This is a genomic window from Bacillus spongiae (assembly GCF_037120725.1).
Classification (GTDB): domain Bacteria; phylum Bacillota; class Bacilli; order Bacillales; family Bacillaceae_K; genus Bacillus_CI; species Bacillus_CI spongiae.
Window position 1 is genome coordinate 41,536 of record NZ_JBBAXC010000008.1, and the last position, 22,401, is coordinate 63,936.

The window sequence follows — 22,401 nt, forward strand, 5'->3', positions numbered from 1 at the left end:
ATATAAAAAAATAAATATCTTTGTACAAGCATAAATTGTTAACTTACATTTTGTATTAACAAATTGTAAAACATTGTAAATTATTTTTGTGTATAGTCATTTTATTTACATTTCAGTAGACGAAAATAGTAAATAAAGTAAGGGATTAGCTGAAAAAACCTTAATACTAGTGTTTACATTCATAAATGTAAACATAACAATGTTTAATGAAAATCCCCACTATGTAAAGAATTAATAGGATATGATGATTTTGACCACGTTCCTTGTCAAATTATAGATATGTATTAAGGATGAGAAAGGAATGAAATAACACTAGATGAGCAATGAGTTTGTAGAGATTATGGACATCCCCTTTTTACGTACAAATAAAAAAGACTTTGTAAAACAAGTATTTGAAAACTATGTTCAAAAAGAAAGAAAATGTTTTATTGTCACCGCAAACCCTGAAATGATTATGATTGCAAAAGCGAATGAAGCTTTTTCAGCGCTGTTAGAGCAAGCAGATTTTGTCATACCAGATGGAATAGGGGTAGTGATCGCATCGAAAATATTGAAAAAGCCTTTGGAAAATAGAGTCCCGGGAATTGAAGTTATGGAAGAGTTTCTGCAATTAGGGAATGAAAACAAACTGAAAGTGTTTTTACTAGGAGCAAAAGAGACAGTGGTAGCAAAAGCAGCGAAAATGGTACAGGTACGATATCCACATGTGAATATAGTAGGATATCACCATGGTTTTTTTGATAGCCAAGACACCGCAATTGCTTCAAAAATCAGTCAGTACCACCCTGATTTTGTGTTTGTCGCGCTTGGGTCACCCAAACAAGAACAATGGATCCAGGATCATCTACCGGTTTTTACAAAAGGAATTTTTATGGGGGTGGGAGGTAGTTTTGACGTAATCGCTGGGGAAATGAAACGTGCACCAATCTTGTGGCAAAAGCTAAATCTTGAGTGGTTATATCGTTTGATTCAAGAGCCATCACGATGGAGAAGACTACTCGTACTTCCAAAATTCATGCTGAAAATTAACAAATATCGTAAGGGAAACAGTTGACAATAATCCTAATAAAGGTGATCTTTAATGAAAATATTGCATTTAAATGCCGGTAATGAGACTGGAGGGGGTATGTTTCATATCCTTTCATTGTTAAAGGAATGGAATAAGCAAGAGTTTATTTTAGGCCTTTTTGAAGAGGGAGAATTTTTCTATAAGTCTGAAGAGATGGGTATAAATACAGTAGTCTTTTCACAGAAAAACAGATATGATCTAAGTGTTGTGAAACAAATGACGCAGTTTATTCGTCTAAATAATATAGAAGTAATCCATACTCATGGTGCTAGAGCCAATTTTTACGGAGCTTTAATTAAACGGGTAGCCAAAATCAGGTGGGTTGTAACCATTCATAGTGATCCTAGAGATGATTTTATGGGAAGAGGAATGATAGGAAAAGTATACACGAAATTGAACCTAAGTGTCTTAAGTTTTGCAGATCATTATGTTGCGATTTCGGATAGGTTTAGAAGGATCTTAATAGAACAAGGAATTGGTACAGCAAAAATTACAACAGTGCTTAATGGTATAAATTTTAAGCAAAGCTTACCAGATCCCTACAGTAGGCGTTCTTTTAATTTGTCTGATAAGGACTTTATTATTGTTATGGTAGCAAGATTAGAACCAGTTAAGAATCATATCATTGCACTGCAAGCAATAAAGGCCATTTCAGCAAAGGATGATTCTGTACAGTTATTATTAGTTGGCGAGGGCTCAAGACGTACTTACTTAGAGAAAAAGGTCAAAGAATTTGGAATTTGCCAAAGGGTGAAATTTCTTGGTCACGTTGAAGGAGTAGAAAAAATATACCCGCTCGCTGATCTTTGTCTACTAACATCACATAGTGAGAGCTTTCCGTTAGTTTTACTAGAAGCTGCTAGAGCAAGTGTCCCTGTAGTGACAACAGATGTGGGAGGTGTGAATGAATTAATTCCTAGCGAAGAATATGGATGGATTTTATCTGGTAGTCAACCTGAAGTGTTGCAAAAGACAATTGAAGAAGCAATCTACTTAAAGAGTAAAGATGAACTAATTTTGAAGGGGATAAGGTTGAAAAATATGGCCTCCCAAAATTTTTCTATAGAAAAATTAGCCAGTAATGTTTATAATGTATATTTAAGATTAATAAAAAAAAATAGAATGACTACACTATAGGAATTTTTCCCTGTGTAGATAAACAATAGAGGGGTAATATAGGAGTAGAGGTGGAAACATGATTGTAGTAGCGTTAGTCAGCTGTTTGCTTTTCTCATTGGCTATTACGCCTTTTGTTATTAAGTTTGCTGTGAAAATTGGTGCTGTTGATCAGCCTGATTTCAATCGAAAAGTTCATCAAAAAGTAATGCCAAGGATTGGCGGAATTGCCATATATTTAAGTTTTTTAGTAGGGATTATGATAATAAGACCTGACAATGAATTACTCATTCCAATCTTAATTGGAAGTCTTGTGATTATTCTAACGGGACTATTAGACGACCTATTTCAGTTAACACCAAAAATAAAACTTGTAGGTCAATCATTAGCTGCGGCTATTGTTATCCTAGGAGGAATTCAAGTCGAATTCATTAACTTGCCCTTCGGTGGTGTGCTTGAATTTGGTGTTTTGAGTATTCCGATTACAGTTTTATGGATTATTGGTATTACAAATGCTATAAACTTTATTGACGGTTTGGATGGATTATCTGCTGGTGTATCCCTTATAGGAATTATGACAATTGGATTTATGTCTTTATTAATGGGGGATATGTTTGTTCTATCGATTTCTGTCATTTTATGTGGAAGTATTTTAGGCTTTTTACCATATAATTTTTACCCTGCTAAAATTTTTATGGGGGATACAGGTGCTCTTTTCTTAGGATTTATGATAGCAGTTGTTTCCTTGTTAGGATTTAAAAATGTTACGGTTATTTCCTTAATTATTCCTGTGATTATTCTAGGTGTTCCAATATCCGATACGTTATTTGCCATAATACGCAGAAAGGTGAATAGACAACCTATATCTGCACCAGATCGATCTCATCTACACCATTGTTTATTAAATCTAGGTTATACACATAAACAAACGGTCATTGTGATTTATGCTATTTCCACTTTATTTGGATTAATTGCCATTATTTTTTCGCAGGCTACCATTTGGGGCGGAATAATCTTAATTGGGGTAGTCATCTTAGCCATTGAGTTATTTGTTGAGAGTATCGGATTGATAGGGAAAGAATACAGGCCAATATTAAAGCTAATTGGCGGGGAAAAAGATAAATAAACGTTTAAATAATAAGTATGAAAAACAAGAAGAGTGAGTCGCTTTTATAGCAACTCACTCTTCTTGTTTGTTATCGCAATGATGTTAGTTAGAAAACGATAGATGGTGACCTAATTAAATGCCTGTTTCATCTTCAATTTCATCTTCTTCGTCTTCGTTTGAAATCGTAGGATTTGAAATTTCCAAGTGGTCTTTTAATGTAGCTATCGTTTCATCTAGGGCAATAGGATCTAAATTGTATACATATTTTCTTGAGCCATCAGAATTATTAAGGTATAAATCCTCACCTTCCAATGTTAAGGTTTCAATATTTAGTCTACCACTTGTCCCATATTTCCAAAAAGACGTTATGTTATTAAATGTTAAATCTGTTGTCATATTATCACCAATGGCTGAAAGTAACTCATCATACTTTGTTAGAGCATCAACAGATAGTGCTTTCGTCGCAATCGCTTTAAGGATTTCCTGTTGTCGCTTCCCTCTTTCTACATCACTATCTAGTTTTCTCGTTCTCGCTAAAGCGAGTGCTTCCTCTCCATCTAACGTTTGTTCACCTGGATATAAATGAATGGCATCGCTCTTATCTTTTGAATCTTGTTCATAAAACTCATAAGGAACATCTACCGTAATTCCACCTAAGGCGTCCACTAGATCAATGAAAGCATAGAAGTTTACTTTTACATAATAATCAACAGGGATATCAAAAAGTTCTTCGACGGTTTCTATGGTCGCTTTTTCTCCACCAAATACGTGAGCATGATTAATTTTATCATCATATCCTACTTCTGGAATGTAAGTATATGTGTCACGAGGTATACTCACTAATTTAATGGATTTATCTTCTTTATTGAGTGTGGCTAATAATAGTGCGTCCGTTCGAATGGCTGTTCCATAATCACGTTTATCACTATCATCTACACCCATGACTAAAATAGAAACATGGTCATCTTCTGGATTGACCATATCAGTACGCTTGTCCGATTTATCACGGCCATCAATTTTTTTGTAAGAATCACTTAGTGTATCTTTTGCTTGCTTGTACAAATAGGTTCCATATCCAACCCCCGATAAGCTGAGAAAGAGAATGGGTATTAATATAAAAAAGAGTATTCTTCTTTTTCTTGGTTTCATTATGCGTTTCTTTTTAAATTGTTGACGATCCATTAATTGTCTCCTTTAAAGATTTTTTAGAAATAAAGTTTAATAGGAAAAAGCACTAGGCTAATAGTTAATTAAATACTTTCACCTATTCTACTATGCTACTCTAACATAATAAAATTACAATTCGGTAACAACATTTCGGATGTATAGTCTAGATGGAGAAATTATTCCCTTGAAGTACTTCGTATACTAGTACATTCAAATATTTTCAAAAAAAAAGAAAAGTTAAAGATTATATTAGAGACACATTACTCTAAGTTCTTATTTAAGTATAGTCTCTCTTCCTTAGTAATAAGCGCTTGTCCATTTGTAATTTCGGTCATCCATGCTTCATATTCAGCTATTAGAGGTTCTTCAACATAGGTGGAGATCACAACATTTTCTACATATTCAATTTCTTTTAATTCAAACGTAGACGATCGAATTTCATTTTCAACCTTCCCTAATAGGGGATATTCAATCTGGGTTTTTATTACCTGCATTAGCCGACGTTCGATAATGCCCGTGATGTTTAAGCCTTCCGTTGTCGCACGGCCGTAGGCACGAATTAACCCTCCCCCACCTAATTTAATTCCTCCGAAATATCTAGTAATGACTACCACGGTGTCTTTTAAATCTCTTTTCTTCAACACTTCTAAGATAGGAATTCCAGCTGTTCCATTTGGTTCTCCATCATCATTTGCCTTTTGAATTTGATTGCGTTCGCCAATTAAATAAGCAGAACAATTATGAGAGGCATTCCAATGCTTCTTTTTTATTTGTTCAATAAAATGTTGCGCTGCTTCTTCTGTTTCTGCTCGATTGACATAGGCGATAAATCGAGATTTTTGGATAAGGATTTCATGTTCTCCATATCCTGAAACTGTTTTATATCGTTCAAGCATAACAAAACCTCCTGCGCTTTGTCGTTAAGTTCAGCTGCTAGCTATCAATTGTCTCAGTAAAAATGCAATTACTGGAAGGGAATGTAACACAAGTTTAATGTATAACAAAATACGACATGTTATAATTATACCATTGTTTTCGTCTGATTTTTCTCTTTTTTATTTGAAGCAATATTGTAGTTAATATTATATTTTTCACTAGAATATAGGATATTTTACTTAGACTTCCTGCGTTTTTCTAAGACAATACGACGATTTTAAAAAAAAATAGGTAGATTTTTTTGTCGAAGATAGAAGATGAAAGTTTTTCCATGTACAATAAAGATTAGTAACAATAAAGAGGGGAAATTTATGTCTTTAAAGAAAGTAAATAAAATAGTACTTGATCAAATATTAAATAAAATGGTCGATACTGTTGGGCAAAGTAAAGATGAAATCTTCCAAATTGGCGAACAAAGTCGCCAAGACTATGACTCATTATCAAAGGAATTGAAATATATTCGTGAAATGGTTCATAAAGTCATCTTGGATGGAGAAGAGTTAGAAATAAAGACAAAATTAGCACGAAATCGACTTTCCGAAGTAAGTCGAAATTTTAAAGATTTTTCAGAAGAAGAAGTTCGAAATGCGTATGAGCAAGCTCATGATTTACAAATGAAATTCAGTATGAATCGTCATCAAGAAAAAGAGCTTCGAAATAGGCGAGATGAGCTGGAACGTCGTCTTTATTCCTTAGAAGAAACGATTAATCGTGCCGAGCACCTTGTTTCTCAGATTTCTGTTGTCATGAGTTATTTAAGTAGTGACCTAAAAATAATGGGGCAAGCATTGGAAGATGCCAAAATGAAACAGGAATTTGGGTTGAAAATTATTGAAGCACAGGAGGATGAACGGAAACGATTATCGAGAGAAATTCATGATGGTCCTGCGCAAATGTTAGCAAATGTACTGATGAGAACGGACTTAGTTGAACGTATCCATGTTGAAGAGGGAGCTGATGCGGCTCTAAAAGAAATTCGAAGCATGAAGCATATGGTTCGGTCAGCCTTATATGAGGTACGACGTATTATTTATGATTTGAGACCGATGGCGCTTGATGACTTAGGATTAATTCCAACCCTCAAAAAATACTTATCCACTATTGAAGAATATCATAATGGCACAAGAATTGTGTTTCAAAATATAGGAAGAGAGCTGCGGTTAGAGCAGAAGTACGAAGTAGCGTTATTTCGACTAGTCCAAGAATCCGTTCATAATGCGCTTAAACATGCAGAAGCAAAACAAATTAATGTGAAAATAGAGATAAGATTAGATAAGGTACTAGCTATTATTAAGGATGATGGTAAAGGCTTTGATGTTAGTCAAAAGAAAGCAAATTCATTTGGAATAATGGGAATGAATGAGCGAGTTGAATTACTTGAAGGAACACTCGAGATTCAATCGAAAATTGGCAGCGGATCTTCGGTAACCATCACAGTACCTTTAAGCTAACGCTAGGGAGGGAATGTAAGTATGTTAATTAATATTGTAATTATTGATGACCACCAGTTGTTTCGAGAAGGGGTCAAACGCATTTTAGAGTTTGAATCATCCTTTAAGGTAGTGGCTGAAGGAAGTGATGGGGTCGATGCGGTTTCATTAGTGGAAGAACATAGCCCAGATGTGGTTTTAATGGATATTAATATGCCGAAGCTTAACGGCGTTGAGGCGACTGGCCAACTATTAGAAAAATACCCAGATACGAAAGTCATTATTCTTTCCATTCATGATGATGAAATGTATGTCTCACATGCGTTGAAAACTGGGGCATTAGGGTATATGCTGAAAGAAATGGATGCTGATGCCCTTATAGAAGCAGTAAAGGTAGTAGCAAAAGGAGGATCTTACCTCCACCCTAAGGTTACACATAATTTAGTGAGTGAATTTCGCCGCTTAGCTAATGAGGAGCATACGTCAAATGCTTATCAACAAGTTGAGATTCGGAGACCGTACCATTTACTTACAAAACGAGAATGTGAAGTTCTTCAACTTCTTGCAGATGGATGTAGCAATAGAACTATAGGGGAAGAGCTTTATATTTCAGAAAAAACGGTGAAAAACCATGTGAGTAATATTTTACAGAAAATGAGTGTAAATGACCGTACTCAAGCGGTTGTGACGGCCATTAAAAAAGGCTGGGTAGAAGTTCGTTAATCAATAATAAACAAAAGGTGATTCGGGATGAAACACGAATTCACCTTTTTTTATTTAGAGAAACGTCTTTGAATGACGTAAACGCCATTGTTACCTTCGCTTTATGAATATGACCTCTCAATAATAACGTTGAGAGTTTATTCCGATTTCATTACAATAGAGTAGAGTAGACAAAGGAGAAGGGTGAAAGTATGAAAAAACATCGTTTGAAAACACTAATAGTGGGAGTAAGTGTCAGTGCATTCCTATTAACGGCATGCTCGGAAAAGGATAAAGAATCAGTCGATACAAAAGAAGAAGTAACAGAACAAACACCGGGTAATAGTGAGAAAAGTGTCCTTTTAGAGGGAGTACCTAATCTTGAGGAAGTAGATGTCCCTGAGGAAGTCAAACAAGAAATAGTAGGGGATTTTCAGAAATATATTGATTCGTTTAACAATGAAAACGTTGAAGAATATATGAATACTCTTTCTAAAACCCCGATAAATTTCAAATATGAAGATCAAGAAGAAATTGTAAAAGAGATTTTTGCTACTATGGACAGTGAAAGAAAAGCTGAAAATGTGAAAATCGTGAACTATACAGCAGGAAGAGCGGATGTATATGCTGAGCTTACAGCAACAACCGTTCAAACGGATACCGGTGAATCCGTAGAAGAGTCGGGTAAACAGTTGACCATTATGAATAAGACGGACGATGGTTGGAAGGTTGCTGCTATATTCGTTACAAAGGATGAAGAAGAATGACAGTAAGGTGAGAAGGACTCTCACCTTTTTTATATTGTGAAAATCATTACCTTCGAGAGTGCATCTTTATTTGTCTATAATAAAAGAGTGCAAATGATAAAGATATCATATAAAATGAGGAATATGCATATCTTTAGAGCATCACTATCAGATTGGACTGATAAATTTAGTTTATAAGGACGGTAATAATATGAAAACGGCAATTGTTACGGATAGTACATCCTATATCCCGAAAGAATTGCGCGAACAACTCAACATACATATGATACCTTTGAGTGTTGTGATGAATGGGGAATCCTATCAAGAAGAGTTTGACCTTACGAGTGAATTATTTTATGAGGAAGTCAAAAATTCTGGTAAGCTTCCCTCTACTTCACAACCTCCCATTGGACAATTTGTTGAGCTTTTTGAGCAGTTAGCTAAGGATTATGACGCAGTTATATCCATTCTTCTCTCTAGTGGTATTAGTGGGACGTACCAAAGTGCGGTTTCGGCCAGCAATATGGTGGATAATGTGGAAGTAGTTGTATACGACTCTGAAATTAGCTGCATGGTCCAAGGCTTTTATGTGTTGGAGGCTGCCAAGTTAGCTCAAATGGGTGAAGACCCTACCTCTATTGTAAGACATCTAGATGAGATGAGGGAAACGAGCAAAGCCTATTTTATGGTAGATGACTTATCTCATTTACAACGAGGGGGAAGACTATCAAGCGCGCAGGCAATTATCGGTAGTTTATTACAAGTGAAGCCGCTCCTCCATTTTGAAAATAAGGTGATTGTTCCGTTTGAGAAAATCCGCACACGTAAAAAGGCAATGAAGAGAATTGTTGAATTGCTAGAGAAAGATGTTGAAAAGGGCATCCCACTGCAAGCAAGTATTATTCATGCAAATCGTCTAGAAGAAGCCCAAGCATGGAAGGGTGAGTTAGAAGAAAAGTACCCTACAGTAGAGTTCTCGATTAGTTACTTTGGTCCAGTGATTGGAACGCATCTTGGCGAAGGATCGATGGGGCTTGGGTGGATGAAACGAAATCATTAATTGGCTCAATAAGCTAATGGTGAACCTCCTTATTGAAGGAGCATTCACCATGCTTATTGAGTTTTTTTGTTAATATTTTCTATTAGACATACCCTCTCAATTTCATCTCTAACAAGGAATATGAACAAATATTGTAGAAGAAAAGTAACGATAGAACTAAAAGGAGATGAATATGCGATATTATGTAAAAAATCAATTACTAATTCTTGAACCGTTGTCGAAACATCCTTATCCATATCAGTCAATAGCCTCTTTATCTATTCCATCCCCCCCTATTCTTAATCCCACCTTTACGTTTAACGCTTCATTACAAAAATACCTTTTTGGTAAACAACTGTTACTAGATGAACTTCCTTTCCCTCTCGAATTACTATATCAACACTATCTTGAAGGATATGTACAATGGGAGCCTGGTTTAATCAAGAAAGGAAACTTCCTACGATGTAGGAGATGTGGAAATCAAGATGATACATTATTTGGTGAGTTTCAATGCTTTCGATGTCATCATTCCTGCAAGTATTGTCGGAAATGTATTATGATGGGGCGGGTATCGGCTTGCTCTGCCTTATTATTATGGAGAGGAAATGCACCGACTATGTCTGTAAGTCAAGTGGAATTCAACTGGAATGGTACCCTTTCACAAGGACAAGAAGAGGCCTCGAAACAAATCGTCGAGACAATAAAATTAGGAAGGCAACTTCTAGTTTGGGCTGTATGTGGAGCCGGTAAGACTGAAATTCTATTTGAAGGGATTCGACAGGCGCTGTCGAATAATCGAAAGGTTTGCCTTGCGAGTCCGAGAACAGATGTCATCCTTGAATTACTCCCTAGATTACGCCAAGTGTTTCCAAATGTTAATATTATTGGTTTGTATGGAGGAAGCGAAGAGATCTTTCAACAAAGTCAATTCATTCTTGCAACAACCCACCAACTATTTCGGTTTTACCAAGCATTTGACGTGATGATAATAGACGAAGTAGACGCTTTTCCGTTCTCATACGACGAATCGCTTCACTTCGCTGTCGAAAAAGCGAAGAAGCGGATTGGATCGAGTGTCTATTTAACAGCAACACCAACGAGGAGGTGGAAAAAAACACCTACTTTCAAAATTCTTGCACGTTACCATGGACATCCACTTCCACAACCAACCTTTCATTGGTGTGGAAACTGGAAAAAGCTGTTGACGAAACGAAAGCTTCCCCCTTCCATTCAATCTTGGATAACAGAACTTCTTCAAAAAGAAAAACAAGCCCTCCTCTTTTTCCCTTCCGTATCTGTTATGAATCAAGCATTACCATTATTTCAAAAATTGCATAAAAAAATTGCTTCCGTCCATGCGACTGATTCGCAAAGGAAGGAAAAAGTAAGTAAGCTTCGGAATGGAGAGATACCAATCCTGTTAACCACCACGATTTTAGAAAGGGGTGTTACCATCTCAAACTTGAACGTTGCAGTAATTGGAGCAGAACAGACTATTTTCACTGAAAGTGCACTTATTCAAATTGCCGGACGGGTTGGGCGAGATGCGTCCTCTCCGACTGGTGACGTTATCTTCTTTCATAATGGGAAAAGTCGTGAGATGGAGAAGGCACTTATTCATATTGTCACAATAAACCGGCAAGCTCGGAAAAGTGGTGCATTAACGTGAGGTGCCTGTACTGTGATCAGAAAGATACTGTGCCTGTCACTTGGACGAGCCTATTGCGTCCCGTCGAGCGGAAAGTATTATGTGATGAATGTGCCGATCAGTTTACGCTTCTCACTGGTCCGCGGTGTGAAGGTTGTAGCCGTATGCTCGAAGGCCTTCCTCAAAAGACATGTGCAGATTGTCAAGCGTGGAATCAGTGTGTGAATGGGGAAAACTCCCTTAGTTGGAATTTTTCTATTTTTGCGTATAATGAGTGGATGAAGCAGTATTTTGCTCGCTATAAATATAGAGGAGATTATGAGCTCTCATTGTATTTTCGACCCTTTATAAAAAAAATCCTGATAACGATGGAGTATGATATACTCACACCTATTCCAACTAGTCAACAGCGGTTGTATGAAAGAGGTTTTAATCAGGTGGAAGGATTAGTAGACGGACTGAATTATACTGATTTGTTATTTAAATGGCCAGATGAGAAACAATCAAAAAAATCAAAACAAGAGCGAATGAAGAAGAAAAATCCATTTGAATTTAAGAATACGTTTGTTGTAGCAGATAAAAACATCGTCCTGGTTGACGACCTTTATACAACAGGAACAACGGTAAGGCAGGCAGCATCCATTTTAAGGGCTGCAGGGGCAGGTGACATTGCTTCTTTGACCTTAATTCGAGGTTAATATTTTTCGTTTCTCCTCTTTAGGAGAGGGGAGGTTCTGTCGATAAAAAAAGTACTTCAGGTTAACAGGAGGAGCGATGATGACAGAACTATTAAATTGTCCAAACTGTGGATCGATTTACGTGAAAAATAAGTTTCGTGAAGTGTGTGAGGCATGCTTTAAGAAAGAGGAGAAAACGTTTGAGGAAGTGTATCGATTTTTACGCCAACGTGAAAATCGAGCAGCAACACCTCAAGCGATTGCAGAGAGAATTGGTGTTGAGGTTGCACTTCTCTACAAATGGGTACGGAAGGGAAGGCTAAATGTCAGGCAGTTTACTAATTTAGGCTTCCCGTGTGAGCGTTGTGGAGATCTCATACAAGCTGGAAAGGTTTGTGCCTCATGTGTGACAGACATAAAAAAAGATCTTCAGTCCGTTAGTGAAGATCAAGAACGAAAGAAGGCTCGACAACAAAGTAAAACAGCTACGTATCGTACTTTTTTTCAAGAGGAGTAAACTTTCATTTGAATTAGTCGATATAACGAGTAGTCGATCGATCGGAAAAAAGGGAGGAATGAACGTGAAAATAAACCCTAATCGGATTCATGGTGTGAATCCGTATCAAAATCAGCTGAATAAAGTGGGTAAAGCTGACTTGAAACAGCATCGAGAAGATAAAGTGGAAATTTCATCAACAGCACTCGAAATGAACGCTGCGACAAAATCTTCAAAAGACCGTGATATGAAAATAATGCAACTGAAAAATCAAGTGGAAAGTGGTCAATATAAGCTAGATGCGCGAAGCATTGCGGAGAGTATAATCAAGTATCAGAAAAAATGATAAGCATGGAAGGAAGGAATGAGCATGTCGTTTCAGTCGCTCTTAACATCACTGAATCATTTAACGAAGCTGCATCGTAGCTTGTTTGAGCTGTCCGTCCGAAAAACCGACGTGGTAAAGGAAGGTAACATCGATCAGCTCAATGAGTTGTTGAAGAATGAACAAAAATATTTGGCCGCCGTTCAAACAGTGGATAAACAGCGACAACAGGCGGTAGTCTCTTTTCTTGAAGAAAAGGGGGGAACGTTGCTCAATACACCTACCATCAAGGAATGTGTTGAATATGGAAATGAAATAGAAAAGGAACAGCTACTTGCAGAACATGAGCAGCTTGTATACCAAATGGAACAATTAAAAGAACGAAATGATTTAAATCAACAGCTTATTTATCAATCATTACAATTTGTGAATCTCAATATATCGATGCTTCAACCTCAAACAGAAACGGTAACGTATTCGCGTCCTAATCAGCCGAAGCAAAAACATGTCAACCGTTCACTGTTTGATTCACAAGCATAATGTAGACGGAGGAATTCTCTATGGTATCAACTTTTCATGGATTAGAAACAGCCAAGCGCGGGATGTTCACTCAACAAAGTGCTTTGTACACAACGGGACATAATATTTCAAATGCCAATACACCAGGATACACACGTCAGCGTGTAAACTTTGAGCAAACAACCCCTTTTCCTACCCCAAGTATGAACCGACCTCAAATACCAGGGCAAATAGGTACAGGGGTGGAAGCAGGTTCGGTAGAACGAGTACGTGAGCAATTTTTAGATGTACAATATCGTGGCGAAAGCAATAAGCTAGGGTATTGGGAAACGAAAATGGCTGCATTAGAGAAAATGGAAGAAGTGATGAATGAACCATCTGAATCAGGATTATCTAAAACAATGGATTTGTTTTGGCAATCATTACAGGATCTAGCGGTAGACCCGACGAATGATGGGGCTCGCTCTGTTGTTCGTGAACGAGGAGTTTACGTGGCGGAAACGTTTAATTATTTGTCTTCTTCTTTAGTAGGAGTTCAAGAAGACCTTAACAATGAAATAGCAGTAACGGAAAAGGCAGTAAACTCACTCCTTGATCAGCTTAATCAACTAAATAATCAAATTGCTGATGTGGAGCCTCATGGCTTTATGCCGAATGACTTATACGATGAGCGCGATCGGTTGCTCGATGATTTATCACAGCTCGTGGACATTAATGTTAGCTACGAACCGAGTAGTGGTGCACCGAACCCGTTAGCAGAAGGACGTGCAATGGTTTATTTAGCATCAGGAGAGCAAAGTTTACGATCAGCCTTGCTAGTAGGGAAGGACGGTGTCAATTCGATTACCGTGAACTATGATGCAGCGACATCTGCTGTAAATGAAGTGGTCGTAGGAAATCAAGTGATGGCGATCACCGATTTTGAGTCGACTGGAAAGCTGAAGGGATTGATTGAATCCTATGGCTATATAGATCAAAATGGTGACGTACAAGGGACCTATTCAACCATGCTTTCAGAGCTCGATACAATGGCTTACATTTTTGCTGAAGCATTTAACGCGCAACATCAAGCAGGTATTTCTCCTGCTCAATTAGCGGATCCGACCGTTTCTTCTTATGATTTCTTTACAGATGAGAATAACACAGTCTTAGATTCCACAAACATTGAAGGGTTTGCAAGACGAATGGAAGTATCGGCAGGCATTCTTGAGAATACAGACAATATTGCCAGTGCAAGTACGGCAAACCCTACGTTAGGAAATGCTGAAAACATTAATGAATTAGCCAATGTTATTAACAAGTTGGAGCTGAATTATGGACCGAACGCAACGACGTTCAAGTCTCACTATGAATCAATTATTGGCGATATGGCGGTCGAGTCACAAGAGGCTGTTCGACTCGCTAGTAACTCAGAAGTACTTCGAAGTGCAGTCGATACGAGAAGGCTCTCAGTCAGCTCTGTTTCTTTAGACGAAGAAATGACAAATATGATTAAATTTCAGCACGCTTATAATGCAAGTGCGAGAATGATCTCATTAACAGATGAACTGCTCGATCGAATAATTAACGGTATGGGTACCGGTGGGAGATAGGTAGGTGATAAATGATGCGTGTGACACAAAATATGTTAGCAAACAACTCTTTAACTAATTTGAGCCAAAGCTATAGTCGTCTTGGTGAACTACAAGAACAGCTATCAACAGGAAAGAAAATTACTAAGCCATCAGATGATCCGGTCGTTGCGATGAAAGGGATGTACTATCGTTCAAATTTAACGTCCATCGAGCAGTATAAGCGGAATCTTTCAGAAATGTATTTATGGCTAGAGACTTCAGAAGCAGGAATGGAACAAGCAAATGCTGGATTACAACGGATCAGAGAATTGACGGTGAAAGGGCTGAATGGAACGTTAAGTCCTGAGGACCAGGAAGCAGTTGCGGAGGAGATTGAGCAAATTAAATTAGATTTGGTCAGTACGGCTGAAACAAAAATATCTGGGCGCTATATTTATCACGGCACAGATGTCGATCAATCGCCAATTAAGCAGACAAATCCACCAATAGTAGCGGATAATATTAATGAGGCAAATCCATTATATAACCCTCTTCTTGATGATTATAAAGTAGAAGTATCTGAAGGGGTCTATTTAAAAGCGAATGTAAATCCTACAAAGGTCTTTAGTCAAAAGTTGTTTGACACCGTACAAGGAATTGAAGATGTGTTAAAGGGGAATTCTTCTCAATCTTTGGATACGTTATTATCAGATTTAGATGATGTGATAGGAACATTATCTGCAGAACGCTCAGAACTTGGAGCGCGCTACAATCGCTTAGAAATGGTGGAGGATCGGTTAAATCAACAAGAAATTAACGCTTCACGTGTCCTTTCAGATAATGAAGATGTTGATATGGAAAAGGTAATTATTGATTTAACCATCCAGGAAAGTATTCACCGAGCTGCCTTAAGTGCAGGAGCACAAATCATACAACCGACGTTGCTAGACTTTTTACGCTAGGAGCTATTCTTTTAGAATAGCTTCTTTTACTAGGGAGGAGATAAGAAAGTGCAATTACCCCAAATACGAATCCAATCAGAACAAGCAATTATTCAGTTAAACATTGAACCTCCTCAACAATCGATCCAACAGCCGAAGGCAAAGCTTGACATTCAGCAGCCTAAACCAGAATTATCCATCAATACCACGCCATCTCAACTAACGATTGACCAAACGCTAGCATGGGAGGCATTAAATCAGAAAAGCTCTCTTCGTTTCGGTGAAGAAATAGCAGACAAAGGCTATGAAGCGTGGTTAAGTGGTTTGGCCCGTGCGACAGCAGAAGGGGAAGAGTTGTTGAAGATTGAAAATGGAGGGAATGCAATTTCAAGCATTTCAAAGCGCAATAGTGAAGGGCCTGAGCTCCATTTCAATATTGGTTGGATACCTCCTTTTGGTTCTGTTAAACTGCAGTATGAACCTAGTAAAGTGGAGATTGATTGGAAGGTAAATAGACCAATAAATAAAACAGAGATTGAAGAGCCAATCATCAACTACGAACCGGGTAATACGACCATCAGCATGAAGCAATATCAAAGTGTAACCATTGATTTTGAGCACTTGAAGTATGTGGGAATTCAATATGAGCAAGAAATTTAGTCGAAAGGAATGGATTGTATGGAGATTCAAACACAGTATCATGGTGTGCAAGTAATTAGCAACGAAGAAATTATTGATTTCCCTAATGGGCTACCGGGATTTGTAGATGAAACGGCTTTTGTTATGTTACCGTTACCTGAAAATGAGGTGTTTCAAATTCTCCAATCGTGTCAAACACCCTCTCTAGCCTTTGTCGTGACCAACCCATTTCACTATTTTACAGACTATGATTTTGCGTTAGAGGAGAACACGCTTCATTCATTGCACATTAAAACGGAAAAAGATGTTCTCGTTTATACGATTCTGACGGTTGAAACCCCGTTTGAGCGAACCACCGCTAATTTGCAAGGTCCAATCATTGTTAACGTGAGAACGAGAAAAGGGAAGCAAGTCATCTTAAGCGATGATAAATACAAAACGAAGCACGCTCTATTTCAAGAGCAGGCAAATGTAAAGGAGTGAGGAGATGCTCATTCTAAATCGTAAGCCAGGAGAGGCCATCCAAATCGGGGAGAATATTGAATTGGTTGTCGTTTCCTTAGCTGGGGAGCAAGTAAAGCTTGGCATTAATGCTCCTCGTCACATTGACATTCATCGAAAAGAAATCTATTTGTCTATACAGGAAGAAAATAATGCGGCGACGAAGCATGTAGAAGATCTTTCGAAGCTCCTTCCTACGAACGTGAAAAAATAAAAAAGATTATGTAAATCTATTAAAGAAGGATAGGCTCTGTCGATATTAATAGTGTAAGGGAGAGAGGGGCGGCCGACCTTTCTTTCCACACTATTCATAAAGCTCACAAGGACGTGAGCTCTACATTCAAGGAGGAAAAGAAACATGAGAATTAATCATAATATCGCAGCGCTTAACACGTATCGTCAATTAAACACTGCCTCAACAAATCAAGCAAAATCTATGGAGAAGTTATCTTCAGGCCTTCGTATTAACCGTGCAGGAGATGACGCAGCGGGTCTTGCTATCTCTGAAAAAATGCGTGGACAAATCCGTGGATTAGACCAAGCCGCTCGTAACTCACAAGATGGTATCTCTATGATCCAAACAGCTGAAGGAGCTCTGCAAGAGACACACTCAATCCTTCAACGTATGCGTGAGCTAGCGGTTCAATCTTCCAATGACACGAATACAGCCCAAGATCGTGAAAATATCCAAGATGAAATCACACAATTAACAAGTGAAATTGACCGTATTCGTGATACGACTCAATTCAACACGAAAAACCTAATTGATGGTTCAATGGGTGGAGCTGTTAATGGTGCTGTAGCAAATATAAACACAAGTGAAGTAGTTCAAGCTGGTGCAGCACCTGCTACTGGAACAACTTTACTGACAGCTTTACAAGACAAAGATGGCAATAACCTTGGCATTACAGCTGGTGATACAATTACAGTGGCATACACTCAAGATGGAACATATACAGAGCAAACGATTACTGTCTCAGCAACTACTGATATCGATGCATTAGATACTGATGGAGCAGCTACACCGAATCCAAATGGAGCTTTCACCATTTCTGTTGATGGTAATGGTCAAATGGTAGCTACTGCTGATAATACGGGTTATGCTGGAGCTGTTAATGGAATCACAATTACGGTGAAAGATAGTACTGGAGCTGTGCGTACGTCTGCTACAGACACTCTTTCTTCTTTCGGTGAAACAACAGCTGCTCAAGACAACCGTACAGATGGAAGTGCAACGCTTCATATCGGTGCGAACACAGGGCAAAATATGAACCTTTCTGTTGAAGATATGGGTGCATCTGCTCTTGGTGTAAAGGGTATTAAAGTAGAAACTCAATCTCAAGCAGATGTTGCGATCAAAACAATTGATAACGCAATTCAAAAAGTATCAGCTGAACGTTCTAAGCTTGGTTCTGTCCAAAACCGTCTAGAGCATACAATCAACAACCTTGGAACAGCTAGCGAAAACTTAACTGCTGCTGAATCTCGTGTCCGTGACGTTGATATGGCAAAAGAAATGATGACGCAAACGAAAGAATCCATTCTTGCTCAAGCTGCTCAAGCAATGCTTGCTCAAGCAAATCAAATGCCACAAGGTGTTCTTCAATTATTACGTTAATCATTAAAAAAAAAGAGACTCTCGTTTTACGAGGGTTTCTTTTTTTTTTGCTTTCGACGCGAGATATCTAATGTACTATTTTTACGTATCGTTTTCGGATTGGTTTTTCAAGTGTTACTTAACTCTTTAAACGTAACACTAAGGCGGTCTCAAGCTAAATAAGTGCTTAAATTTAATTTGACATGAAACCCATTCCATACTCTAAGATAAATAAGAACATCGATTGGCGTGACACGACCCTGTGGTGGCGTTACGGTCGGTGTTCGCAGTTAAAACGTAAAGACCACATGATGTGATCTATTAAAGAGGAATTTCGGTCTATTAAATATTAATCTAAGCTCCTCCGATGATCAAGGCTATGTAACAAAGTCACTACCTGTTTGCCTATGGCTCGTATAGGTTGGGTGTATTTTAGTGATCGGCTACTACCTTAAAAATCGGATGATTATCAATCCCTTCGATAGAGAGCTCCTTTCAAGACATCAAATCCATTCTCCTCCAATAAAACACCAATTATCACACCATGGTAGATTATAATCTTTCTTCAGTTGAAAAATGATGCTGTTCGACTTTCTTCAATTCCACTTTGTGCGTTTCCTATACATAATTCATTTTTTTAACCCCACCTCTTCCTCATTTAACCATCTTCAACTTTTTGATTTTCAGCAAGATTTGTGCGCCGTTTGAACGATAATCGACAAGTGTTCCAAGATATGTTGTGTATCAAGAAGAGTTCTGTCTCAATAGCAAAAATATGCCCTTGTGACATGGCTTGCCTGATGGCAGTGACATCTTTTGATGGTTCGACTGATTCTCTGATAAAGCGTACCGTCTGGGGAGAATGAGGACTTTATTGTTCTTTAGTGAATCCATTGTCTAGTATTAAACGATTCGACCTGTTGGCCGATAATAGAAATAGAGACACTCGGGTGATCGGAGGAAAGAAAATGGTGAATAAGGTTGATTTGAACACTGTACCAGCACTTAAACAAGATTCGATGGAGGCTAGTTTATCAAACAGACCAATCGAATTATCTAGTACACTCTTGAAAATAGAACAGGACGCAGTACAACAAGAGATTCCTCCTAAAGAACAAGTTGAAAAAGTTATTCATAGCGTGAACGAGTTTTTAAAGGCCTCACCTACATCACTGAAATTCGAATTTCATGAAAAGCTTCAGGAATACTTTGTTTCGGTAATTGATAATGAGACAAAGGAAGTAGTGCGTGAAATACCCCCAAAAAAACTATTAGACATGTATGCAGCTATGACGGAGTTTGTCGGAATATTAGTCGATAAGAAGATATAAGGACGTGACGTAATGAATGATTTGAGAATAAGTGGTTTAGCAAGTGGGATGGACACGGATCAAATCGTAAGCGATTTAATGAGGGCAGAGAGGCTGCCAATGGATAGGCTTGAACAGCAAAAGGCGTATTTAGAATGGCAACGGGATGATTATCGTGAGATGAATAAGATGCTTTTAGAGTTCGATACGTTAATCTTTGATGGAATCTATAGGGATTCTACATTTAATCAAAAGCAAGTTGATGTGTCAGCACCTGAAGAGCTTTCGATAAAAAATCTGTCCTCAACAGGGGATTTTGCAGGAACAATAGAAGTAACATCGTTAGCATCAGCGGCAACGATGTTTAGCAATACAAACATTCATTTAGATCCAACAAAAGCGCTCAGTGAGCAAGGAGTTTCCGGTATGCAAACGATTACTATTCAAGCGATTGGGGAGGACGGAGTGACATCGACGGAACCGACGACGATTGAATTTGATCCATCAGAGCATACGTTAAATTCATTAATTTCAATGATTAATGCAGAGTCAAATGTCACGATGTTTTATGATTCTTTTACAGGAAAAGTTGCTGTAACAGCTAATTATAGTGGAGATGCACAAGCAAGTGATGGATCAAATATTCCTGAAATAACCTTGTCTGGCGACTTTTTTATGAATGTTTTACAGTTTGACGATGATGGAACTGGTAAAGCAACGAATATACACTCAGAGACCTTAAATAATGGAACACTCGGGGCCAATGCGAAATTTAATTATAATGGCTTGGAGACAGAGAGACATTCGAATACATTTACATTATCAGGCTTCGAAGTCACTTTAAAGCAAGCGACGGGAGACCCAGTTCATTTTCAATCCACACCGGATGTTGATAGTATTTTAGACACTGTCGTTCAATTTGTCGAAAAATATAATGACATAATAAAAAAAATAAATGAAGAATTAGTGGAAGTAAAACAACGTGATTATCCACCACTAACTAGTGAACAGAAAAAAGGCATGGAGGAGAAGGAAATTGAATTGTGGGAAGAACAAGCTCGTAGTGGAACACTACGAAATGACTCGACCTTAACAACGGCTATCAACCAAATGCGTTTAGACCTATCTTCTCCTATCAGTGGTATAGGTAATTTACTTTCGGATATTGGTATTGATACTTCGAAAGACTATTTAGATCGCGGAAAACTTATTATCGATGAAGAAAAACTAAGAGAAACCATTGCCAACGACCCGAATGCATTGAAAGATGTGTTTACAAAAAACGGCGAGAGTATGGATGAAAAAGGAATAGCACGAAGATTACGTGATACCGTTCAAGAGGCAATGGCAGGTATTGAGGTTCGTGCGGGAAGAGCAAGTAGTACCAACCATACCTTTACATTAGGTCGGAATTTAGACAATATTGAAGATCAAATGGACAGGTTTGAACAAAGGTTGACTCAAATTGAGGATCGCTATTGGCGCCAATTCACGGCAATGGAATTAGCCATTCAGCAAGCGAACACTCAATCAACGTATTTAATGCAGCAATTTAGTTTTTAAGAAAGGATAAGGAGTGTCATTATGGCCGTAAACAACCCATATAAAACCTATCAAGACAATGCGGTGAATACCGCTTCTTCAGGAGAGCTGACGCTAATGCTATATAATGGATGCTTGAAGTTTCTTCATGCTGGCAAAAAAGCCATGCAAGATCAGCATATAGAACTAAAGAACACTAATATTCAAAAGGCACAGAACATTATCCAGGAGTTAATGGTGACGCTTAATCTGGAGATTGAAATGTCCCAAAATATGCTGAGTTTATATGATTATATGAACCGTCAGTTAATGACAGCGAATGTCAAAAATGATCTTGACATAATGGAAGAAGTGGAAGGCATGATTGTAGAGTTGCGCGACACATGGAAGCAAGTAATTCAACTAAACCGCAGACAACAACACACTGGTGGTCAAGCGTAATGAGTGTGGTAAACGAGTGCTATACCATTACAAAAACTCTTTATAAGCTTTTTCAAGTAGACGGGAAGCGGGAAGGAAAAATGGAACAAATGACCTCCCTTCTTAAAAAGCGACAAGCGATATTACACAAAGTTAAGCCTCCGTTTACTCCAGAAGAAGAAAAGCTTGGAAAGCAAATCGTTGTTATGAATAAAGTGATTGAAAGTGAAATGAAGAAAATGAAAAAATCGATTGAACGAGATCGAAATGGACTAAAGAAGACGAAGGTTTCGGTTTATAAATATGTAAACCCGTATGCCTCACTTCAGCATGACGGGATGTTTTATGACAAAAAGAAATAGGGGACATGGAGATGACATGGAGATGATAAAACCGATTCAATTAACAGAAGAACAATTTACAATATGTCGTCATTATATTGAGTTGCTGGTGTCTGTTGAAGAAGCATGTCAGTATGTTATTTCTGCCTTTAGGTCACAAAAAGACGCAAATGCCCATGTAGTGTTGCTAGATATTTTATCAGCACTCGCTCAGCTCCAAAAAGCGCACCCTCTTCTTCTTGATTATTTTTCTGATGATCAGGGGGTTTTGAAAAGCATTGAAGATTTTTCCGTTATAGAAGAGTATGCAATGGATATGGTTGCTTCCTTAGAAAAGTCAGAGTTATTGGAAATGAAGCTTTTTCCGGCGTTTATTACGTGGAAGCAAGCTGCCGATTATAACGTTAGTCGCTATGTAAGACAGTAAAGAGCAAAGAAATTTGCTCTTTTTTTAAGTTTCAGGTGTAAGGATTGGTAAACATTTTATGCGCAAACGTACCATTCACTCGACATTATTCACCAAAAATTCACATAGTTGCCGCAAAATAGACATAATTTTTCAAAAGATTAAGAAGGATT

General features: G+C 37.9%; 25 protein-coding genes. 23 read left to right on the forward strand and 2 right to left on the reverse strand.

The features are described from left to right. Positions 1-316 precede the first annotated feature (316 nt). Genes WAK64_RS11020 through WAK64_RS11030 form a run of 3 tightly spaced genes read left to right on the forward strand, consistent with a single transcriptional unit; the run spans position 317 to position 3,311 of the window. Entirely contained in the window at positions 317-1,054 is a 738-nt protein-coding gene (locus tag WAK64_RS11020) for a WecB/TagA/CpsF family glycosyltransferase (protein ID WP_336587026.1), read from the forward strand. Positions 1,055-1,081: 27 nt separating this feature from the next. After that, positions 1,082-2,206, forward strand: coding sequence for a glycosyltransferase family 4 protein (locus tag WAK64_RS11025; RefSeq protein WP_336587027.1), 1,125 nt, complete (start codon positions 1,082-1,084; stop codon positions 2,204-2,206). Positions 2,207-2,264: 58 nt separating this feature from the next. Further along, positions 2,265-3,311, forward strand: a complete 1,047-nt coding sequence (locus WAK64_RS11030) for a glycosyltransferase family 4 protein (protein WP_336587028.1) — start codon at positions 2,265-2,267, stop codon at positions 3,309-3,311. Positions 3,312-3,425: 114 nt separating this feature from the next. Here WAK64_RS11030 and WAK64_RS11035 read toward each other — a convergent pair whose 3' ends face one another. Continuing rightward, a complete protein-coding gene (locus WAK64_RS11035; protein ID WP_336587029.1) occupies positions 3,426-4,475 on the reverse strand; it encodes an LCP family protein in 1,050 nt (349 codons plus the stop codon). A gap of 245 nt (positions 4,476-4,720) precedes the next feature. Next, positions 4,721-5,356 (reverse strand): YigZ family protein, encoded by a 636-nt coding sequence (locus tag WAK64_RS11040; RefSeq protein WP_336587030.1) that lies wholly within the window; start codon positions 5,354-5,356, stop codon positions 4,721-4,723. A gap of 351 nt (positions 5,357-5,707) precedes the next feature. Between WAK64_RS11040 and WAK64_RS11045 the strand changes: the two genes are divergently transcribed. The 20 genes from WAK64_RS11045 (at position 5,708) to WAK64_RS11140 (ending at position 22,249) form a co-directional block, all read left to right on the forward strand. Beyond that, positions 5,708-6,847 (forward strand): sensor histidine kinase, encoded by a 1,140-nt coding sequence (locus WAK64_RS11045; protein WP_336587031.1) that lies wholly within the window; start codon positions 5,708-5,710, stop codon positions 6,845-6,847. A gap of 21 nt (positions 6,848-6,868) precedes the next feature. After that, positions 6,869-7,549: a response regulator transcription factor gene (locus WAK64_RS11050; RefSeq protein ID WP_336587032.1), complete on the forward strand. Its 681-nt coding sequence runs from the start codon at positions 6,869-6,871 to the stop codon at positions 7,547-7,549. Positions 7,550-7,740: 191 nt separating this feature from the next. Continuing rightward, a complete protein-coding gene (locus WAK64_RS11055; protein ID WP_336587033.1) occupies positions 7,741-8,295 on the forward strand; it encodes a hypothetical protein in 555 nt (184 codons plus the stop codon). Positions 8,296-8,485: 190 nt separating this feature from the next. Continuing rightward, positions 8,486-9,334: a DegV family protein gene (locus WAK64_RS11060; RefSeq protein ID WP_336587034.1), complete on the forward strand. Its 849-nt coding sequence runs from the start codon at positions 8,486-8,488 to the stop codon at positions 9,332-9,334. Between the two features lie 172 nt (positions 9,335-9,506). After that, positions 9,507-10,982, forward strand: a complete 1,476-nt coding sequence (locus WAK64_RS11065) for an ATP-dependent helicase ComFA (RefSeq protein WP_336587035.1) — start codon at positions 9,507-9,509, stop codon at positions 10,980-10,982. Continuing rightward, entirely contained in the window at positions 10,979-11,659 is a 681-nt protein-coding gene (locus WAK64_RS11070; RefSeq protein ID WP_336587036.1) for a ComF family protein, read from the forward strand. The genes WAK64_RS11065 and WAK64_RS11070 overlap by 4 nt, the downstream gene beginning before the upstream one ends. A gap of 76 nt (positions 11,660-11,735) precedes the next feature. Beyond that, positions 11,736-12,155: a TIGR03826 family flagellar region protein gene (locus tag WAK64_RS11075; protein ID WP_336587037.1), complete on the forward strand. Its 420-nt coding sequence runs from the start codon at positions 11,736-11,738 to the stop codon at positions 12,153-12,155. 64 nt (positions 12,156-12,219) lie between these two features. After that, positions 12,220-12,480: a flagellar biosynthesis anti-sigma factor FlgM gene (flgM, locus tag WAK64_RS11080; protein WP_336587038.1), complete on the forward strand. Its 261-nt coding sequence runs from the start codon at positions 12,220-12,222 to the stop codon at positions 12,478-12,480. A gap of 24 nt (positions 12,481-12,504) precedes the next feature. Continuing rightward, complete coding sequence (locus WAK64_RS11085; RefSeq protein ID WP_336587039.1) at positions 12,505-12,999, forward strand: flagellar protein FlgN; 495 nt, start codon at positions 12,505-12,507, stop codon at positions 12,997-12,999. Positions 13,000-13,019: 20 nt separating this feature from the next. Continuing rightward, entirely contained in the window at positions 13,020-14,570 is a 1,551-nt protein-coding gene (flgK, locus tag WAK64_RS11090) for a flagellar hook-associated protein FlgK (RefSeq protein WP_336587040.1), read from the forward strand. A gap of 14 nt (positions 14,571-14,584) precedes the next feature. Continuing rightward, a complete protein-coding gene (gene flgL, locus WAK64_RS11095; RefSeq protein ID WP_336587159.1) occupies positions 14,585-15,493 on the forward strand; it encodes a flagellar hook-associated protein FlgL in 909 nt (302 codons plus the stop codon). 48 nt (positions 15,494-15,541) lie between these two features. Continuing rightward, a complete protein-coding gene (locus WAK64_RS11100; protein ID WP_336587041.1) occupies positions 15,542-16,132 on the forward strand; it encodes a DUF6470 family protein in 591 nt (196 codons plus the stop codon). Between the two features lie 18 nt (positions 16,133-16,150). Beyond that, the gene (gene fliW / locus WAK64_RS11105; RefSeq protein WP_336587042.1) at positions 16,151-16,594 is read left to right on the forward strand and encodes a flagellar assembly protein FliW; all 444 of its coding nucleotides are present in this window, start codon (positions 16,151-16,153) and stop codon (positions 16,592-16,594) included. 4 nt (positions 16,595-16,598) lie between these two features. Further along, a complete protein-coding gene (csrA, locus tag WAK64_RS11110; protein WP_336587043.1) occupies positions 16,599-16,826 on the forward strand; it encodes a carbon storage regulator CsrA in 228 nt (75 codons plus the stop codon). A gap of 144 nt (positions 16,827-16,970) precedes the next feature. Beyond that, positions 16,971-18,230, forward strand: coding sequence for a flagellin N-terminal helical domain-containing protein (locus WAK64_RS11115; RefSeq protein WP_336587044.1), 1,260 nt, complete (start codon positions 16,971-16,973; stop codon positions 18,228-18,230). A gap of 947 nt (positions 18,231-19,177) precedes the next feature. Beyond that, a complete protein-coding gene (gene flaG / locus WAK64_RS11120; RefSeq protein ID WP_336587045.1) occupies positions 19,178-19,540 on the forward strand; it encodes a flagellar protein FlaG in 363 nt (120 codons plus the stop codon). A gap of 12 nt (positions 19,541-19,552) precedes the next feature. Beyond that, on the forward strand, positions 19,553-21,082 hold the full coding sequence (locus WAK64_RS11125) for a flagellar hook-associated protein 2 (RefSeq protein WP_336587046.1): 1,530 nt from the start codon (positions 19,553-19,555) through the stop codon (positions 21,080-21,082). Between the two features lie 21 nt (positions 21,083-21,103). Then, positions 21,104-21,502: a flagellar export chaperone FliS gene (fliS, locus tag WAK64_RS11130; RefSeq protein WP_336587047.1), complete on the forward strand. Its 399-nt coding sequence runs from the start codon at positions 21,104-21,106 to the stop codon at positions 21,500-21,502. Continuing rightward, a complete protein-coding gene (gene fliT / locus WAK64_RS11135) occupies positions 21,502-21,843 on the forward strand; it encodes a flagellar protein FliT (RefSeq protein WP_336587048.1) in 342 nt (113 codons plus the stop codon). Before fliS ends, fliT begins: the two co-directional genes overlap by 1 nt. Next, on the forward strand, positions 21,827-22,249 hold the full coding sequence (locus tag WAK64_RS11140) for a DUF8042 domain-containing protein (RefSeq protein WP_336587049.1): 423 nt from the start codon (positions 21,827-21,829) through the stop codon (positions 22,247-22,249). The genes fliT and WAK64_RS11140 overlap by 17 nt, the downstream gene beginning before the upstream one ends. Positions 22,250-22,401 lie beyond the last annotated feature (152 nt).

Coding starts and splice junctions, on each gene's coding strand:
- WAK64_RS11020 (WP_336587026.1), top strand. CDS start 317: ATGAGCAATGAGTTTGTAGAGATTATGGACATCCCCTTTTTACGTACA.
- WAK64_RS11025 (WP_336587027.1), top strand. CDS start 1,082: ATGAAAATATTGCATTTAAATGCCGGTAATGAGACTGGAGGGGGTATG.
- WAK64_RS11030 (WP_336587028.1), top strand. CDS start 2,265: ATGATTGTAGTAGCGTTAGTCAGCTGTTTGCTTTTCTCATTGGCTATT.
- WAK64_RS11035 (WP_336587029.1), bottom strand. CDS start 4,475: ATGGATCGTCAACAATTTAAAAAGAAACGCATAATGAAACCAAGAAAA.
- WAK64_RS11040 (WP_336587030.1), bottom strand. CDS start 5,356: ATGCTTGAACGATATAAAACAGTTTCAGGATATGGAGAACATGAAATC.
- WAK64_RS11045 (WP_336587031.1), top strand. CDS start 5,708: ATGTCTTTAAAGAAAGTAAATAAAATAGTACTTGATCAAATATTAAAT.
- WAK64_RS11050 (WP_336587032.1), top strand. CDS start 6,869: ATGTTAATTAATATTGTAATTATTGATGACCACCAGTTGTTTCGAGAA.
- WAK64_RS11055 (WP_336587033.1), top strand. CDS start 7,741: ATGAAAAAACATCGTTTGAAAACACTAATAGTGGGAGTAAGTGTCAGT.
- WAK64_RS11060 (WP_336587034.1), top strand. CDS start 8,486: ATGAAAACGGCAATTGTTACGGATAGTACATCCTATATCCCGAAAGAA.
- WAK64_RS11065 (WP_336587035.1), top strand. CDS start 9,507: ATGCGATATTATGTAAAAAATCAATTACTAATTCTTGAACCGTTGTCG.
- WAK64_RS11075 (WP_336587037.1), top strand. CDS start 11,736: ATGATGACAGAACTATTAAATTGTCCAAACTGTGGATCGATTTACGTG.
- WAK64_RS11085 (WP_336587039.1), top strand. CDS start 12,505: ATGTCGTTTCAGTCGCTCTTAACATCACTGAATCATTTAACGAAGCTG.
- flgK (WP_336587040.1), top strand. CDS start 13,020: ATGGTATCAACTTTTCATGGATTAGAAACAGCCAAGCGCGGGATGTTC.
- flgL (WP_336587159.1), top strand. CDS start 14,585: ATGCGTGTGACACAAAATATGTTAGCAAACAACTCTTTAACTAATTTG.
- fliW (WP_336587042.1), top strand. CDS start 16,151: ATGGAGATTCAAACACAGTATCATGGTGTGCAAGTAATTAGCAACGAA.
- csrA (WP_336587043.1), top strand. CDS start 16,599: ATGCTCATTCTAAATCGTAAGCCAGGAGAGGCCATCCAAATCGGGGAG.
- WAK64_RS11115 (WP_336587044.1), top strand. CDS start 16,971: ATGAGAATTAATCATAATATCGCAGCGCTTAACACGTATCGTCAATTA.
- flaG (WP_336587045.1), top strand. CDS start 19,178: ATGGTGAATAAGGTTGATTTGAACACTGTACCAGCACTTAAACAAGAT.
- WAK64_RS11125 (WP_336587046.1), top strand. CDS start 19,553: ATGAATGATTTGAGAATAAGTGGTTTAGCAAGTGGGATGGACACGGAT.
- fliS (WP_336587047.1), top strand. CDS start 21,104: ATGGCCGTAAACAACCCATATAAAACCTATCAAGACAATGCGGTGAAT.
- fliT (WP_336587048.1), top strand. CDS start 21,502: ATGAGTGTGGTAAACGAGTGCTATACCATTACAAAAACTCTTTATAAG.
- WAK64_RS11140 (WP_336587049.1), top strand. CDS start 21,827: ATGACAAAAAGAAATAGGGGACATGGAGATGACATGGAGATGATAAAA.